Origin of the sequence: Flavobacterium sp. 90 (genome assembly GCF_004339525.1) — a bacterium.
Taxonomy (GTDB): domain Bacteria; phylum Bacteroidota; class Bacteroidia; order Flavobacteriales; family Flavobacteriaceae; genus Flavobacterium.
On record NZ_SMGE01000001.1, the window covers coordinates 2,592,126 to 2,606,062 of the forward strand.

Here is a 13,937-nt window from a genome sequence, read left to right on the forward strand (position 1 = left end):
TTTAAACAACAAACACAATGAAAAAAATAATCTTTCTTTTTTTACTATTCGGTAGCATTGCAAACGCAAATGTAAAAATGCCTTTGCTTTTTTCTGACGGAATGGTTTTGCAGCGCAACAAAGAAATTCCGGTTTGGGGTTGGGCTGATGCCAATGAAAAAGTAGAAGTTCATTTTAACAAACAAATCAAAACAATTCAAGCCGATAAAAACGGAAAATGGATGCTTAAACTTTCTGCCGAAAAAGCCGGAGGACCATTTGAATTAATTATTATCGGAAAAAATAAAATTACCATAAAAGATGTTTTGGTTGGAGAAGTCTGGATTTGCAGCGGACAATCAAACATGGAATTTCAGATGTATAAAAACTTGGATTCTGAAAAAGAAATGGCTGATGCCGATTATCCAATGATTCGTCATTTTGGAGTTGCACAAGATTTAAGCGGATTACCAAAAGAAGATTTAAAAGCAGGAAAATGGTTAGTTGCCAACAAAGAAAACGTGCGTGATTTTACAGCAGTCGGTTTCTTTTTTGCCAAGAAATTATATGCTGAATTAAAAATTCCAATTGGAATCATCAACACATCTTGGGGCGGAACCTGTGTAGAAACCTGGACAAGCCGTGAAGCATTTCAAAAAAGTGATGATTTTAAAACAATGATTGCCGATGTTCCAACTTTGAATATGGATTCTATTTCGAAATTATATGCTTTGAGAATGCGCGAAAGAGTCGAGAAAATTCAGGGAACAGAAGTAAGTACAGCCAATGAAATTAGTTTTAAAGAAACAGCATTTAATGATAAAAGTTGGGGAGAATTAAATACCCCAAGTTTATGGGAAAATCAGCCTTTGGGAGATTTAGATGGCGTGGTTTGGATGCGAAAAACCATCACACTTTCAGCAGAAGAAATTAAGAACAAAGCGATATTAAGTCTTGCAAAAATCGACGATGAAGACATTACTTATGTCAACGGAATCGAAGTTGGTAAAAATACCCAATGGGACGCAAAACGTGTTTACGAAGTTCCCGCAAACGTATTAAAAGAAGGTACAAATGTTATTGCCGTTAGAATCGTAGACAACAGCGGCGGTGGCGGAATCTACGGTGATTCAGCAGATTTAAAATTAACTTTAGGAAGCAAAATCATTCCGCTTGACGGAAAATGGAAATACAAAGTTATCGTTGTAAAAACATCATTATCACCAAACAGTTATCCATCGTTATTATACAATGCAATGGTAAATCCGTTGATTCCGTATGCTATCGAAGGCGTTTTGTGGTATCAGGGCGAAGCCAATGTTTGGAGAGCAAAACAATATAAAAAAGCATTCCCGTTGATGATAAACGATTGGAGAACAAAATGGAAACAAGGTAATTTTCCGTTCTATTTTGTACAATTATCGACTTTCAATGAATTCAATGGCAATAGCAAAGTAGGAAGTCGTTGGGCAGAACTTCGTGAAGCACAACTTGAAACTTTAAAATTACCAAATACCGGAATGGCTGTAACGACAGATATTGGTAATGCAAAAGACATTCATCCAACCAATAAAAAAGATGTTGGTTTGCGTTTGGCGGCAATTGCCTTGAATAATGTTTACGGCAAAAAACAAGTTTACAGCGGACCAACTTTTAAAGCACAGGAAATAAAAGGAAACCAAATCATTCTGACTTTCGAGAATATTGGTTCGGGATTATCAACTTCAGATAATACCGAAAACGTAAAAGGATTCGAAATTGCTGGAGCAGACAAAGTTTTTCATTCCGCGAAAGCGATAATCAAAGACAATAAAATAATAGTTTCAAGTGACGACGTAAAAAATCCGGTAGCCGTTCATTATGGTTGGGCAGACGATGATACAGAGATCAATTTGTATAACAAAGAAAAATTTCCTGCGTCGCCTTTCAGAACCGATAATTGGGAAATGATTACGGCAAACGAAACTTACAAAGTCAGTAAATAATATTGAAAGATTAGATATCCTAACAGGTTTTTTCAACCTGTTAGGTATAATTTTCGAAATAGGAAAAAAGTCAAAATACCTAACAGGTTGAAAAAACGGGTTAGGAGACTAAACAGAATTAATTTATAGTCTTTCAATTATGAAAAAATGCATTCTCTTATTGATATTTTTCATTACGTTTTTCAGTAATGCACAGCAACAAAAAGCAAAAGTTGGCGATGATTCGTATCAAAATCCAATATTTGCAGGAGATTATCCCGATCCATCGATTATTAGAGACGGCGAAGATTACTATATCGTACATTCTTCGTTCAACTATTATCCGGGATTATTGATCTGGACATCAAAAGATTTGGTCAATTGGAAACCCGTAACACATGCACTTAAAAAAAGTGTTGGTTCAGTTTGGGCGCCGGATTTGGTGAAATTCGACAATAAATTTTACATTTATTTTCCGGCAAATGAAACCAATTATGTAGTATCGGCAGACAATATCAACGGACCTTGGAGCGATCCAATCGATTTAAAAATTGGCAATATCGATCCCGGACATTTTACAGACGACAAAGGCAATCGCTATTTATATTTTAGTAATGGTGATTATGTGCCATTGTCAAAAGACGGACTTTCAGTTTCCGGAGCAAGCAAACATGTATACGATGGTTGGAAAATTCCATCAGAATGGTCGATAGAATGTTTTTGTATGGAAGGGCCAAAAGTGCTCAAACGTGGAGATTACTATTATTTAACCGTTGCCGAAGGCGGAACTGCTGGACCGGCAACAAGTCATATGGTTATTTCGGCAAGATCAAAATCGCCATTAGGACCTTGGGAAAACTCACCTTACAATCCCATTTTAAGAACAAATGACAGTTCAGAGAAATGGTGGTCAAAAGGACACGCAACATTAATCGATGATGTAAACGGAAAATGGTGGATGGTTTTTCACGGTTACGAAAATGGATATTACAACATGGGACGCCAAACCCTTTTGCAACCTGTAGAATGGACAAACGATGGTTGGTTTAAAAGCCCAAAAAACATCAAAACCAATGAACCAATAAAAAAACCGGCAGGAAAAACGATCAAAAGTAATTTTACGCTTTCGGATACTTTTTCAGGAACAGAATTACAACCACAATGGCAGTTTTTTGACCATTTTGACGATCAAAGATTTAAGCTAACTCCAAACGGAATTCAGATAAAAGGTAAAGGAAACGGAATTGGCAACAGTTCGCCACTTTTATGCACGCCTTCGGATCATTCTTATTCGGCTCAAGTTGAGGTTGAAATAGAAGGCAATGCCACGGCAGGATTAATTCTGTTTTACGACAATAAGCTTTATACCGGAATTGCTGCCGATAAAGAAAATGTTTTAGCCATTTTACGATCATGGCAATTTCCTACTCTAAAAGGTATCAATAAAACCCATTTATTCTTGCGCCTCGAAAAGAAAGAACAACTCGTAAATATGTTTTACAGCCTTGACGGAAAAGAATGGATTAAGATCGAAAACTCAGCCGAAGTTTCGTCGTTTAATCATAACGTATTAAGTGGTTTTATGAGTCTTCGATTAGGACTTTCTTCCGTTGGCGAAGGTCAGGTTACGTTCAAAAATTTCGTTTACAAAGGCATAAATTAAGTTTCAAATAATTATATTTAAAAGCTAAAAAATAATAATTGCGTTGATCATTAGGGCGTGACCGTATTTTCAAAAGGCGCTATTTAACAAACCGCTTATGCGCGCCTTTTGCAAATACGGTCGGGCTATACACGCTACTTCGGTAGCAAGCTCCTATCCCTCACGCGCGTTTCGATATCCTAACAGGTTTTCAAAACCTGTTAGGTATAATTGTCAAACAGAGTAAAATCCAAGATACCTAACAGGTTGAAAAACCTGTCAGGAGATTAAACAAACTAGGAAATAATTCGAGTCAAAGGCTTTTTAAAGTTCCGGAGGAACGAACTATATTGTAACAACGGATTTTAATCCGTTGAACGTTAGATTAACATTTCAATTGGAAATAATTAAAACCTTATCAATGAAATTAAAAAACACATTTTTCATTTTACTATTCACAACTTTTTGCCTCAACATGACCGCACAATCAAGTCATGTTTTATGGTATAATAAACCCGCAGAATTTTTTGAAGAAAGTTTAGTTTTAGGAAACGGAAAAATGGGAGCAACTGTTTTTGGCGGCGCAAACACGGATAAAATTTATCTAAATGACATCACGCTTTGGTCGGGAGAACCTGTAAATGCAAATATGAATCCCGAAGCGTACAAAAATATTCCGGCAATTCGAGAAGCACTCAAAAACGAAGATTACAAACTAGCTGATGAATTGAATAAAAAAATTGAAGGAAAAAATTCGGAATCATATTCGCCACTCGGAACGTTAGAAATCAATAATTCTGAGAAAGGAAAAGCAGTCAATTATTATCGTGAGTTGGATATTTCGAATGCCGTATCAAAAGTGACTTATGAAATGAACGGTATCAAATTTACTCGCGAATATTTTGTTTCGGCACCAGACCAAATCATGGTAATTAAGTTGACAAGCAGTGAAAAAGGAGGTTTGAATTTTGATATTAATTTAAAAAGTTTACTAAAATCAAATGTCGAAGTACAAAATAATATTTTGATAATGACCGGAGTCGCTCCAATTCATGAAAATCCAGGATATTCAGTTTTACCAAAATACGGACAAGTAAAAGAAAGAGGGACAAGATTTACTACTTTAATTCAAGTTAAAAAAACAGACGGAAAAATTACAAGTTCCAGAGATGCTTTAACTTTAAAAGACGCAACCGAAGCCTATATTTACGTTTCTGTGGCTACAAGTTTTAATGGTTTTGACAAAAATCCTTCGACGGAAGGTTTAAATGATATATCAATTGCGTTACAAAATCTGAACAAGGCATTTGTACAACCATTCGATAAATTAAAAGAAAGTCATACAAAAGATTATCAAAAATTCTACAATCGTGTTTCTTTAGATTTAGGAAAAACAACTGCACCGGATTTACCTACAGACGAACGTTTACTAAGATATTCAGACGGAAAAGAAGATAAAAATTTAGAAATCCTTTACTTCAATTACGGACGTTATTTGCTAATAAGCAGTTCAAGAACTTTGGGCGTTCCTGCGAATTTACAAGGAATTTGGAATCCATATCTAAATCCGCCTTGGAGTAGTAATTATACGATGAACATCAATCTGGAAGAAAATTATTGGCTTGCCGAAAATACAAATCTTTCTGAAATGCATTTGCCACTTTTGAGTTTTATAAAAAATCTTTCGGTTACCGGAAAAATTACTGCAAAGACATTCTATGGCGTAAATGAAGGTTGGGCTTCGGCACATAATTCTGATATTTGGGCAATGACGAATCCCGTTGGAAATTTTGAGAAAGAAGATCCAAGTTGGGCTTGCTGGCCATTATCGGGAGCTTGGTTGAGTACACATATTTGGGAACATTACGTTTTTACGCAAGACAAAAAATACCTAAAAAACGAAGGATATCCAATTATGAAAGGCGCTTCGCAATTCTTTTTAGGATGGATGATTACGGACAAAAACGGAAATTTAATTACTTCGCCTTCGACTTCACCGGAGAATAAATACATTGCGCCGGATGGTTTTATTGGAGCAACGATGTATGGCGGAACAGCAGATTTAGCGATGATTCGAGAATGTTTTGAAAAGACAATTAAAGCGTCAGAAGTTTTAAATATTGATGCCGATTTCAGAGCAAAATTAGAAAAAGCACTTTCTAAATTTCATCCGTATCAAGTTGGTAAAAAAGGAAACTTGCAAGAATGGTATTTTGACTGGAATGACGAAGATCCAAAACACCGTCACCAATCGCATTTATTCGGACTTTTTCCTGGCGATCATATAACGCCATTAAAAACTCCGGATTTGGCTAAGGCTGCAAAGCAAACCTTGGAAATAAAAGGCGATGAAACAACTGGTTGGTCAAAAGGCTGGAGAATCAATCTTTGGGCAAGACTTTGGGACGGAAATCGCGCTTATAAAATGTACAGAGAATTACTTCGATATGTAGATCCTGATGGAAAGAAAACCGAAAAACCAAGAAGAGGCGGAGGAACGTATCCGAATTTATTCGACGCACATCCACCTTTTCAAATTGATGGAAACTTTGGAGGAGCCGCAGCTGTTGCCGAAATGTTAGTACAATCTGATGAAAACGAAATCCGACTTTTGCCTGCTTTACCAGACGCGTGGGAAACTGGATCAATAAAAGGAATCTGCGCTCGAGGCGGATTTGAAATCGCAATGAATTGGGAAAATAAAAAGCTGCAAAAAATAATAATTTCTTCTAAAATAGGAGGAAAAACAACCTTAATAAACGGAGATAAAAAACAAACAATCACTCTGAAAAAAGGAGAAAGTTTAGAAATAAACTGGTAAAGTTATTTTAGAAACCTACTGTCAGGCTGAGCGAAGTCGAAGCTTCTAGAGAAGGCACGATTTGTATAATGGACTTCGACTTAGCTCAACCTGACAAATCAAACCCGTTTTTATCCGCGTTTTTACGAAGTAAATCTGTTTTATCCGCGTCAAAATTATACGCTGATTTTACTGATTCGCTAAAGCGAAAACGCTGATAAAAAACGGATTTTTCTAATTACTTTCTGAAGTTTCTTCTTTTTCAGTTTCCTCTTTTGGTTTATCTGCTTGGCTTTCTTTAAATTCTTCGTACCATTTTTCGATCGAAGGATAAACGAAAGCGGCTACTTTTTTTACAGGATTATAAAAAATAGATTTATCTAAAGTTTCTTTTTTGGCGAAAGTTTCATTGAAGTTTATTTTTTCAAAAAGCGCAATAAAAATACTTAGAATTAAGATCGTTTTTAGGATTCTGAAAAAACCTCCGCCAAGTTTATTTGCCCAGCCAAGAAAAGCAAAATCGGCAATTCCGGTAAGGATTTTGGCTAGAAAATAAACACCAATTACCACTAAAATAAAAGTCAGAATAAAAGCAGTAACCTGAATCGTGTTTGGATTCCAGGAAACGTGCTTCATGATCATTTCTTTCATTAAAGACGAAAATTTAATCGCAATATAAATTCCCAACAATAACGAAATAAAGGAAGCAACTTCTACAAAAAGACCGTTTTTAATTCCTTTGTATAAACTAAAAGCTAAAAGTGCTCCAAAAAGCATGTCTAAAAAACTCATATTTTCTTTGGTTTTATTGAGGCGCAAATATATATCTTTTTTTGAGGTTCAGAGGTTAAGAGTTGCAAAGGTTCAGAGGTTTTTTAGCCCGCGGATTATGCTGATTTAGCGGATTATCGCAGATTAAAATTATTTGGCTGATTTATGACTTAAAAATTTTATGATTTGTCGTCAAGGTTTAAAGAATAAAAAAATAAAATCAGCGCAAATCTGCCAAAATCCGCGTCATCTGCGTGCCATTTCAATACTATGAAAACGGAAGTTTCCGTTTTTTAAGGTCTTTGAATTTGAAGTCCGTATCTTTGCAAGCTAAATTTTACGTTTTTTGAATTAATAATTCACAATTCATAATTCACAATTATAAAAATGTCCAGAGATACAATACTAAAAGAGCGATGGGAAAAGCTCGTCGATATACTTTCTAATCAGTTTTCGCAAGGTGAAGACTTAGATTTAGATGCCATAATTTACCTAATTGGAGTTCAGGAACTCGGAAAAGTACACCGCGAATTCAAAAAAGATGAAAAATTAAATCTGATGCACATCGCTATTTGCCGATTATTGGAACCTTATGGGTTTTATGAATTCGATTTTTTTGATGCTGAAGGATGGCCACATTACAAAGTAAAAGAAGAATTGCCTTCGCTAAAAGCGGGAGAACAATCGGTTTTGATGAAAGAAGCGATTGTGAATTATTTCTTAGAAAGAGAACTTATCGAGTAGGTTTTTTAGTTTTCAGTCGCAGTCTCAGTTTTCAGAATTTGCTAAACTGTAAACTGCGACTGAACACTTAAAACCGCGACTGAAAACTAAAAAAAAGATGTGTAGATACGCAATGGTCGCCTACAAACCTCATTATGCTTGTTTTAATTGTCGGAAAACATTTAAGAGAAGACTTATAAATGATATAAAAAGAGGCGCAGAATCGATTCAAGAGGCAAAATGTCCTGAATGTGGCGAATTAATGGCAAATATGGGACTTGATTTTGAATCGCCAAAAAAGGATGATTTAAAAAAATGGGAACATCTGAAAAGTTTATATTCTGTTGGAATCGCTTTTCATTCTTGTGGTTGCAGTGGTCCGGGTTACATTCCTAATTCTAAAGAAAAATTAATCGAATATTTTGAGGATTTAAAAACAAATTATCTTAAAAGTATTGATTTTTGGAGAACCCGAATAGAACCAACGACCAAAGTTGAGCATGATAAAGACAGTCAGAGAAACTGGGGAAAATTAAATGCTATTTCGGCAAACTTTAAAAAAGAGATTGTTAAGAATCAGGATGGAATAGATTTCTGGCTCAAAAAAGTACAGGAAATAGAAAGCAAAATAAGTCTGATAAAATAGTTGTGAAGGAATATCACAGCTTGCAAAGGAAACTTTAAATTTTAGACTTTAAACTTGAAACAAATTATGTAAATTTGTATTCTCAATTATTGAAGGAAAATGATAGATAAGATAAAACAACATATAGAGGAAGCTAAAGCCTTTAATGAAAAAAACAAAGAATCCTTAGAACAATTCCGTATTAAATATTTAGGTAGTAAGGGTTTGTTGAAAGAACTTTTTACAGAGTTCAAAAACATTCCAAACGACCAGAAAAAAGATTTTGGACAAGTAATTAATACTTTAAAAACAGTTGCCGAAGAAAAAGTTAGACTTATTCAGGAAGAACTGGAAAGTAAAGAAGAAATTAAAGGTGTTTTTGGTGATTTAACTCGTGCTGCAGAACCAGTTATTATTGGTTCTCGTCATCCGATTTCTATCGTTAAAAATCAAATTATAGACATTTTTGCCAACATTGGTTTCAACGTTTCCGAAGGTCCGGAAATCGAAGACGACTGGCATAATTTCACCGCATTAAACTTACCGGAATATCATCCGGCGCGTGATATGCAGGATACATTTTTCATTCAGACAAATCCTGATGTGTTGTTGCGTACGCATACATCATCAGTTCAGGTGCGTTATATGGAAAATCACAAACCGCCAATTCGTACTATTTCTCCGGGACGTGTTTTCCGTAACGAAGCAATTTCGTCACGTTCGCACTGTATTTTCCACCAAGTGGAAGGATTGTACATTGACAAAGACGTTTCGTTTGCAGATTTGAAACAAACATTACTTTATTTTACCAAAGAAATGTTCGGAAAATCTAAGATTCGTTTACGTCCTTCATACTTTCCGTTTACAGAACCAAGTGCCGAAATTGATATCTATTGGGGTTTAAAAACCGAAACTGATTACCGTATCACAAAAGGAACTGGTTGGTTAGAAATTGGTGGTTGCGGAATGGTTGATCCAAATGTTCTTAAAAATTGCGACATCAATCCTGACGAATACAACGGTTTTGCCTTTGGAATGGGAGTAGAGCGTATCGCAATGTTGCTATATCAAATTGGTGATATCCGTATGTTTTACGAAAATGATGTTCGTTTCTTAGAGCAATTTAAAGCAAATATTTAATTTAAGTCGAAAGTCAAAAGTCGAAAGTCTCAAAGTTTGGGACTTTCGACTTTTGACTTTATAACTTTTGACACATTATGAAAGCAGATATAACAATCCCAGAAGTAGAAAACGTGTTTTTAGCCGCTGTTCAGGAATGGAGCGATGATTTTATGGAAAAAGTGTGGTACGCTTATCTTGTAAACGACAGTGATTTTAATTTAGACAGCGTTATGGTAGTTTCAAAAGCATTTGGAACTATTGATGGCGAAATGAAAAAAACATCAGTTTTGCGTCATGCATTTGTTGAAGTTCCGGCAGTTTCAGTAGTAAAAATCGAAATGGTAGAGAAAAGCTTATTGGTTTTGAACAACGAATTTATGGTGACTTTCTTCATTGATAATAAATTATACGACAAGAAATTCATCTTCAAATCAAACCTAATCAATGAAAACGATACGGAAGAAGTGCCGATTTTGTTTGTTGAGGGGGTTATGGTGAAATAAGAAGCAAGATTTGTAGATGCAAGAAGCAAGAGAATAGATTATAGAGAATAGAATAAAGAAGAAAGAGCCAAGATCTAAATAATTAGTCTTGGCTCTTTTTATATCATAAACAAAAGTCTATATCTAGTCTTGCTTCTTTCTTCTTGCGTTTAAAAATCTAGAATCTAACCGCTACAATCTTGCTTCTTGCCTCTAAAAGTCTTTCTTCTAAAAAATTAATCCAAAGACTCAGTCAGTTTCTTAAACACAGATTTAGCATCTTTTCCTTCGTACAAAACTGCGTAAACGGCATCTATAATAGGAGTTTTTGCGCCGTAACCTTGATTTAGTTTATAGGCACTTTTTGTTGCGTAATAACCTTCGGCAACCATACTCATTTCCATCATGGCACTTTTTACCGTATAGCCTTTTCCAATCATGTTTCCGAACATTCTGTTTCTTGAGAATACGGAATATCCTGTAACCAATAAATCGCCCAAATAAGCAGAATCATTGATGTTACGTTTCATTTTATGAACCTTTCTAATGAATTTTTTCATCTCACGGATTCCGTTACTCATCATAACCGATTGAAAGTTGTCTCCATAACCTAAACCGTGTGCGATTCCGGCAGCGATTGCGTAAATGTTTTTAAGCATTGCAGCATATTCGGTACCAATAATATCATCAGAGATTTTGGCTTTGATATAGTTTCCGGAAAGTGATTTAGCAACAATTCGCGCTTTATCAGGATCGCCACAAGCAATTGTTAGATAAGAAAGTCTTTCTAAAGCCACTTCTTCAGCGTGACATGGACCTGTAATAACTCCAATATTGTAATATGGAATATCGTATTGAATGTGAAAATGTTCTCCAACAATTAAACTTGTTTCAGGTACAATTCCTTTAATGGCCGAGAATATAATTTTGTCTGACAATGAAACAGTCATATTCTTTAATTCGGCATCAAGAAAAGCAGATGGAATAGCAAAGATCACATAATCGGCATATTCGATCGCTTCGTTTATATTATTGGTTAATTTAAGTTTATTGGTATCAAATTCAACTGAACTTAAATAGTTTGGATTGTGCTTGTATTTCTGAATGTGCTCGATTGCAGCATCGTTACGCATGTACCACGCAATTTCTGAGAGATTAACGCATAACATTTTTGCAATTGCCGTTGCCCAGCTTCCTCCTCCAATTACTGCAAATTTTAAATTTTCACTCATTATTTTAATAATTTAAAACAAAAGTACTTAATAATGTAGTAATAATACAAAATCTCATTTAAGAAATTTCTAAAACCCCTTTAATTTCAATGGTTTTCAGGGAGTTTTAAATTAATAAAAAAATAATTTACTATTTATACAATAATATTAAAGCTCTTACGTTGTAACTGATTATAAATTAGAATTTTAAATGAGTTTAATAAGAATTGAGTTAGTTAGTTTTGTTTTAGTATTTTAAAAAGGCGTTCCTAAATAACTTAAGAACGCCTTTTTTGATTTTAATATTTTAGTAACAGTTTACGGTCGCAGTTTTCAGTTTTTAACTGAGACTAAATACTGAGACTGTCAATTAATAGCTCATTTCAACAATTGATTTTACTTTGTCTAAAGTTACTAATTGGTTTTCGCCAAGACCTTTCCAGCCTCTTTCGTCAAAACGACTTACGATGAAATCCGCAGTTTTAGAATAATCATCTGTGTATTGCGAAAGCTTAGTATCCATTCCCATTGTATGGAAAAATTCTACCGTTTTGTTAATCGCTTCTTTAGCAACTTCATCTTCAGAACCTTGTAAACCAAAAATTCTTCTTCCGTATTGTGCCAGTTTTCCTTTTTTAGTTTCAAACATCACTTTATACAAACTTGGTCCGATAATAGCCAAAGTTCTGGCATGATCGATTCCGTATAAAGCAGTTAATTCATGACCAATCATGTGCGTTGCCCAATCTGAAGGAACACCTTTTTGAATCAATCCGTTTAAAGCCATTGTACAGCTCCACATAAAATTTGAAGCCAAAGCATAATCTGTTGGGTTTTCAACAACGCTTGGACCAACTTCGATTAAAGTCTGCAAAATACCTTCGGCAATTCTATCTTGTAAATAACCTTCGTGCGGATACGTTAAATATTGCTCCATTACGTGAGTATAAGCGTCTACAACACCGTTTTGCAATTGTCTTTTTGGTAAAGAAGCAATTACAGTTGGGTCACAAATAGAGAATTTTGGGAATAATGCGCTTCCGCCAAAAGCAAGTTTTTCCTGAGTAGCTTTAATCGTAACTACAGAACCCGAATTCATTTCGCTTCCTGTTGCAGGCAAAGTTAAAACAGTTCCAAAAGGCACCGCATTTTCTTTGATCAGCATACGTTTTTGTAAAATATCAATCGGATTTCCGTCAAAGTTTACTGCTGCCGAAATAAATTTCACACCATCAATTACAGATCCACCACCAACAGCAAGAATAAAATCAATTTTCTCGGCTTTAATAACTTCAACTGCTTTCATCAATGTTTCAAAATGCGGATTTGGTTCAATTCCACCAAATTCTACAATATCAAAACCTTTTAAGTTGTTGATTACTTGCTCGTGTACACCATTTTTAAAAATACTTCCACCACCGTAAGCCAATAAAATTTTAGCATCTTTTGGTACTAAAGTAGAAAGTTTTTCAATTTGTCCTTTTCCGAAGATTAAATTCGTCGGATTATATAATTCAAAGTTTAACATTTTTCTTAGAGTTTCTAAGATGCTAGGGTTCTAAGGGACTAAGTATTTTGCGTACTCAATATCTAGGAATCTTAGCATCTGTTTATTATTGTTTTTAAGTTTCTGAGATACTAAGTTTCTGAGGTTCTAAGTTTTTTTTCTTTGGACTTATCGATCAAGCTTAGCATCTTTGTTTTTAATTCTATTTTATGTTTATTGGTGAATAAGAGAGTGAGTTTTTAAGTTAGTAAGAAAAAACCTTAGCACCTTAGTATCTCAGAACCTTAGCACCTTTTCTTTACTTCAATTTTTCCAATAATTTACCTGCTACCAATTTAGATGAAGCTGGGTTTTGACCTGTAATTAAAAGTCCGTCTTCAACAGCGTATGGTTGCCAGTTTGGACCTTTCGAAAAATTACCTCCATTATGAATTAAAGCGTCTTCCAATAAAAACGGAACAACTTTAGTTAATCCTACAGCTTCTTCTTCTTCGTTTGTAAATCCGGTTACTTTTTTACCTTTCACTAAAAATTCATCGTTAACTTTTACATTTTTTAAAACCGCTGGAGCGTGACAAACAAAAGCTACCGGTTTTTTGTGTGTATAAAAAGATTCGATCAAAGCAATTGAGTTTTTATCTTCAACAAGATCCCAAAGCGGTCCGTGACCTCCTGGATAAAAAACGGCATCATAATCTTTTTGATTAATAGTCGAAAGTTTGTGTGTGTTTTTTAATTTTTCCTGTAATACTTTATCAGCATCAAAACGTTTTGTGTCTTCAGTTGCTGATGCCGGATCATTACTTTTTGGATCAATTGGTGGCTGACCTCCAAGTGGCGTTGCAATCGTAATTTCGATTCCTTGATCTAATAATTCATAATATGGTGCAGCTAATTCTTCTGACCAAAATCCTGTTTTCTCTCCTGTATTGCCCAGTTTATCGTTACTGGTTACAACAAATAATACTTTTTTCATACCTTTTTTAGTTGATTTTTGTGCTGTAGCTGATGTGCTGAAAGCTGCGAATGCTATAATCGTAAGTAATGCTATTTTCTTCATAAGTTTAAAATTTTTGTCAAATTTACGGCTAAAGTGATATTTGTAAAAATA

General features: G+C 34.8%; 11 protein-coding genes. 7 read left to right on the forward strand and 4 right to left on the reverse strand.

Annotated features, from left to right (window positions below; translation table 11 throughout):
- Window positions 1-17 precede the first annotated feature (17 nt).
- The 3 genes from C8C83_RS10365 (at window position 18) to C8C83_RS10375 (ending at window position 6,406) form a co-directional block, all read left to right on the forward strand.
- Window positions 18-1,964: a sialate O-acetylesterase gene (locus C8C83_RS10365; RefSeq protein WP_121328424.1), complete on the forward strand. Its 1,947-nt coding sequence runs from the start codon at window positions 18-20 to the stop codon at window positions 1,962-1,964.
- Between the two features lie 139 nt (window positions 1,965-2,103).
- Window positions 2,104-3,606 carry a family 43 glycosylhydrolase gene (locus C8C83_RS10370; RefSeq protein WP_233566046.1) on the forward strand — a complete coding sequence of 501 codons (1,503 nt, stop codon included), beginning with the start codon at window positions 2,104-2,106 and terminating at the stop codon, window positions 3,604-3,606.
- 400 nt (window positions 3,607-4,006) lie between these two features.
- Window positions 4,007-6,406 (forward strand): glycoside hydrolase family 95 protein, encoded by a 2,400-nt coding sequence (locus C8C83_RS10375; protein WP_121328426.1) that lies wholly within the window; start codon window positions 4,007-4,009, stop codon window positions 6,404-6,406.
- 213 nt (window positions 6,407-6,619) lie between these two features.
- Here the strand turns inward: C8C83_RS10375 and C8C83_RS10380 are convergent, their stop codons facing one another.
- A complete protein-coding gene (locus tag C8C83_RS10380) occupies window positions 6,620-7,177 on the reverse strand; it encodes a CvpA family protein (protein WP_121328428.1) in 558 nt (185 codons plus the stop codon).
- Window positions 7,178-7,543: 366 nt separating this feature from the next.
- Between C8C83_RS10380 and C8C83_RS10385 the strand changes: the two genes are divergently transcribed.
- The 4 genes from C8C83_RS10385 (at window position 7,544) to C8C83_RS10400 (ending at window position 10,129) form a co-directional block, all read left to right on the forward strand.
- Window positions 7,544-7,900, forward strand: a complete 357-nt coding sequence (locus C8C83_RS10385) for a hypothetical protein (protein ID WP_121328430.1) — start codon at window positions 7,544-7,546, stop codon at window positions 7,898-7,900.
- Window positions 7,901-7,997: 97 nt separating this feature from the next.
- On the forward strand, window positions 7,998-8,525 hold the full coding sequence (locus C8C83_RS10390) for a hypothetical protein (RefSeq protein WP_121328432.1): 528 nt from the start codon (window positions 7,998-8,000) through the stop codon (window positions 8,523-8,525).
- A 99-nt stretch (window positions 8,526-8,624) separates the two neighbouring features.
- Window positions 8,625-9,644: a phenylalanine--tRNA ligase subunit alpha gene (gene pheS / locus C8C83_RS10395; protein ID WP_121328434.1), complete on the forward strand. Its 1,020-nt coding sequence runs from the start codon at window positions 8,625-8,627 to the stop codon at window positions 9,642-9,644.
- A gap of 77 nt (window positions 9,645-9,721) precedes the next feature.
- On the forward strand, window positions 9,722-10,129 hold the full coding sequence (locus C8C83_RS10400; protein ID WP_121328436.1) for a hypothetical protein: 408 nt from the start codon (window positions 9,722-9,724) through the stop codon (window positions 10,127-10,129).
- A 215-nt stretch (window positions 10,130-10,344) separates the two neighbouring features.
- On the opposite strand, the gene C8C83_RS10405 is transcribed toward C8C83_RS10400, so the two are convergent.
- The 3 genes from C8C83_RS10405 to C8C83_RS10415 form a co-directional block, all read right to left on the reverse strand.
- Window positions 10,345-11,340, reverse strand: a complete 996-nt coding sequence (locus tag C8C83_RS10405) for an NAD(P)H-dependent glycerol-3-phosphate dehydrogenase (RefSeq protein WP_121328438.1) — start codon at window positions 11,338-11,340, stop codon at window positions 10,345-10,347.
- Between the two features lie 349 nt (window positions 11,341-11,689).
- Complete coding sequence (locus C8C83_RS10410; RefSeq protein WP_121328440.1) at window positions 11,690-12,847, reverse strand: iron-containing alcohol dehydrogenase; 1,158 nt, start codon at window positions 12,845-12,847, stop codon at window positions 11,690-11,692.
- Window positions 12,848-13,124: 277 nt separating this feature from the next.
- Window positions 13,125-13,886 (reverse strand): type 1 glutamine amidotransferase domain-containing protein, encoded by a 762-nt coding sequence (locus C8C83_RS10415; RefSeq protein WP_165877233.1) that lies wholly within the window; start codon window positions 13,884-13,886, stop codon window positions 13,125-13,127.
- Window positions 13,887-13,937: the final 51 nt, after the last annotated feature.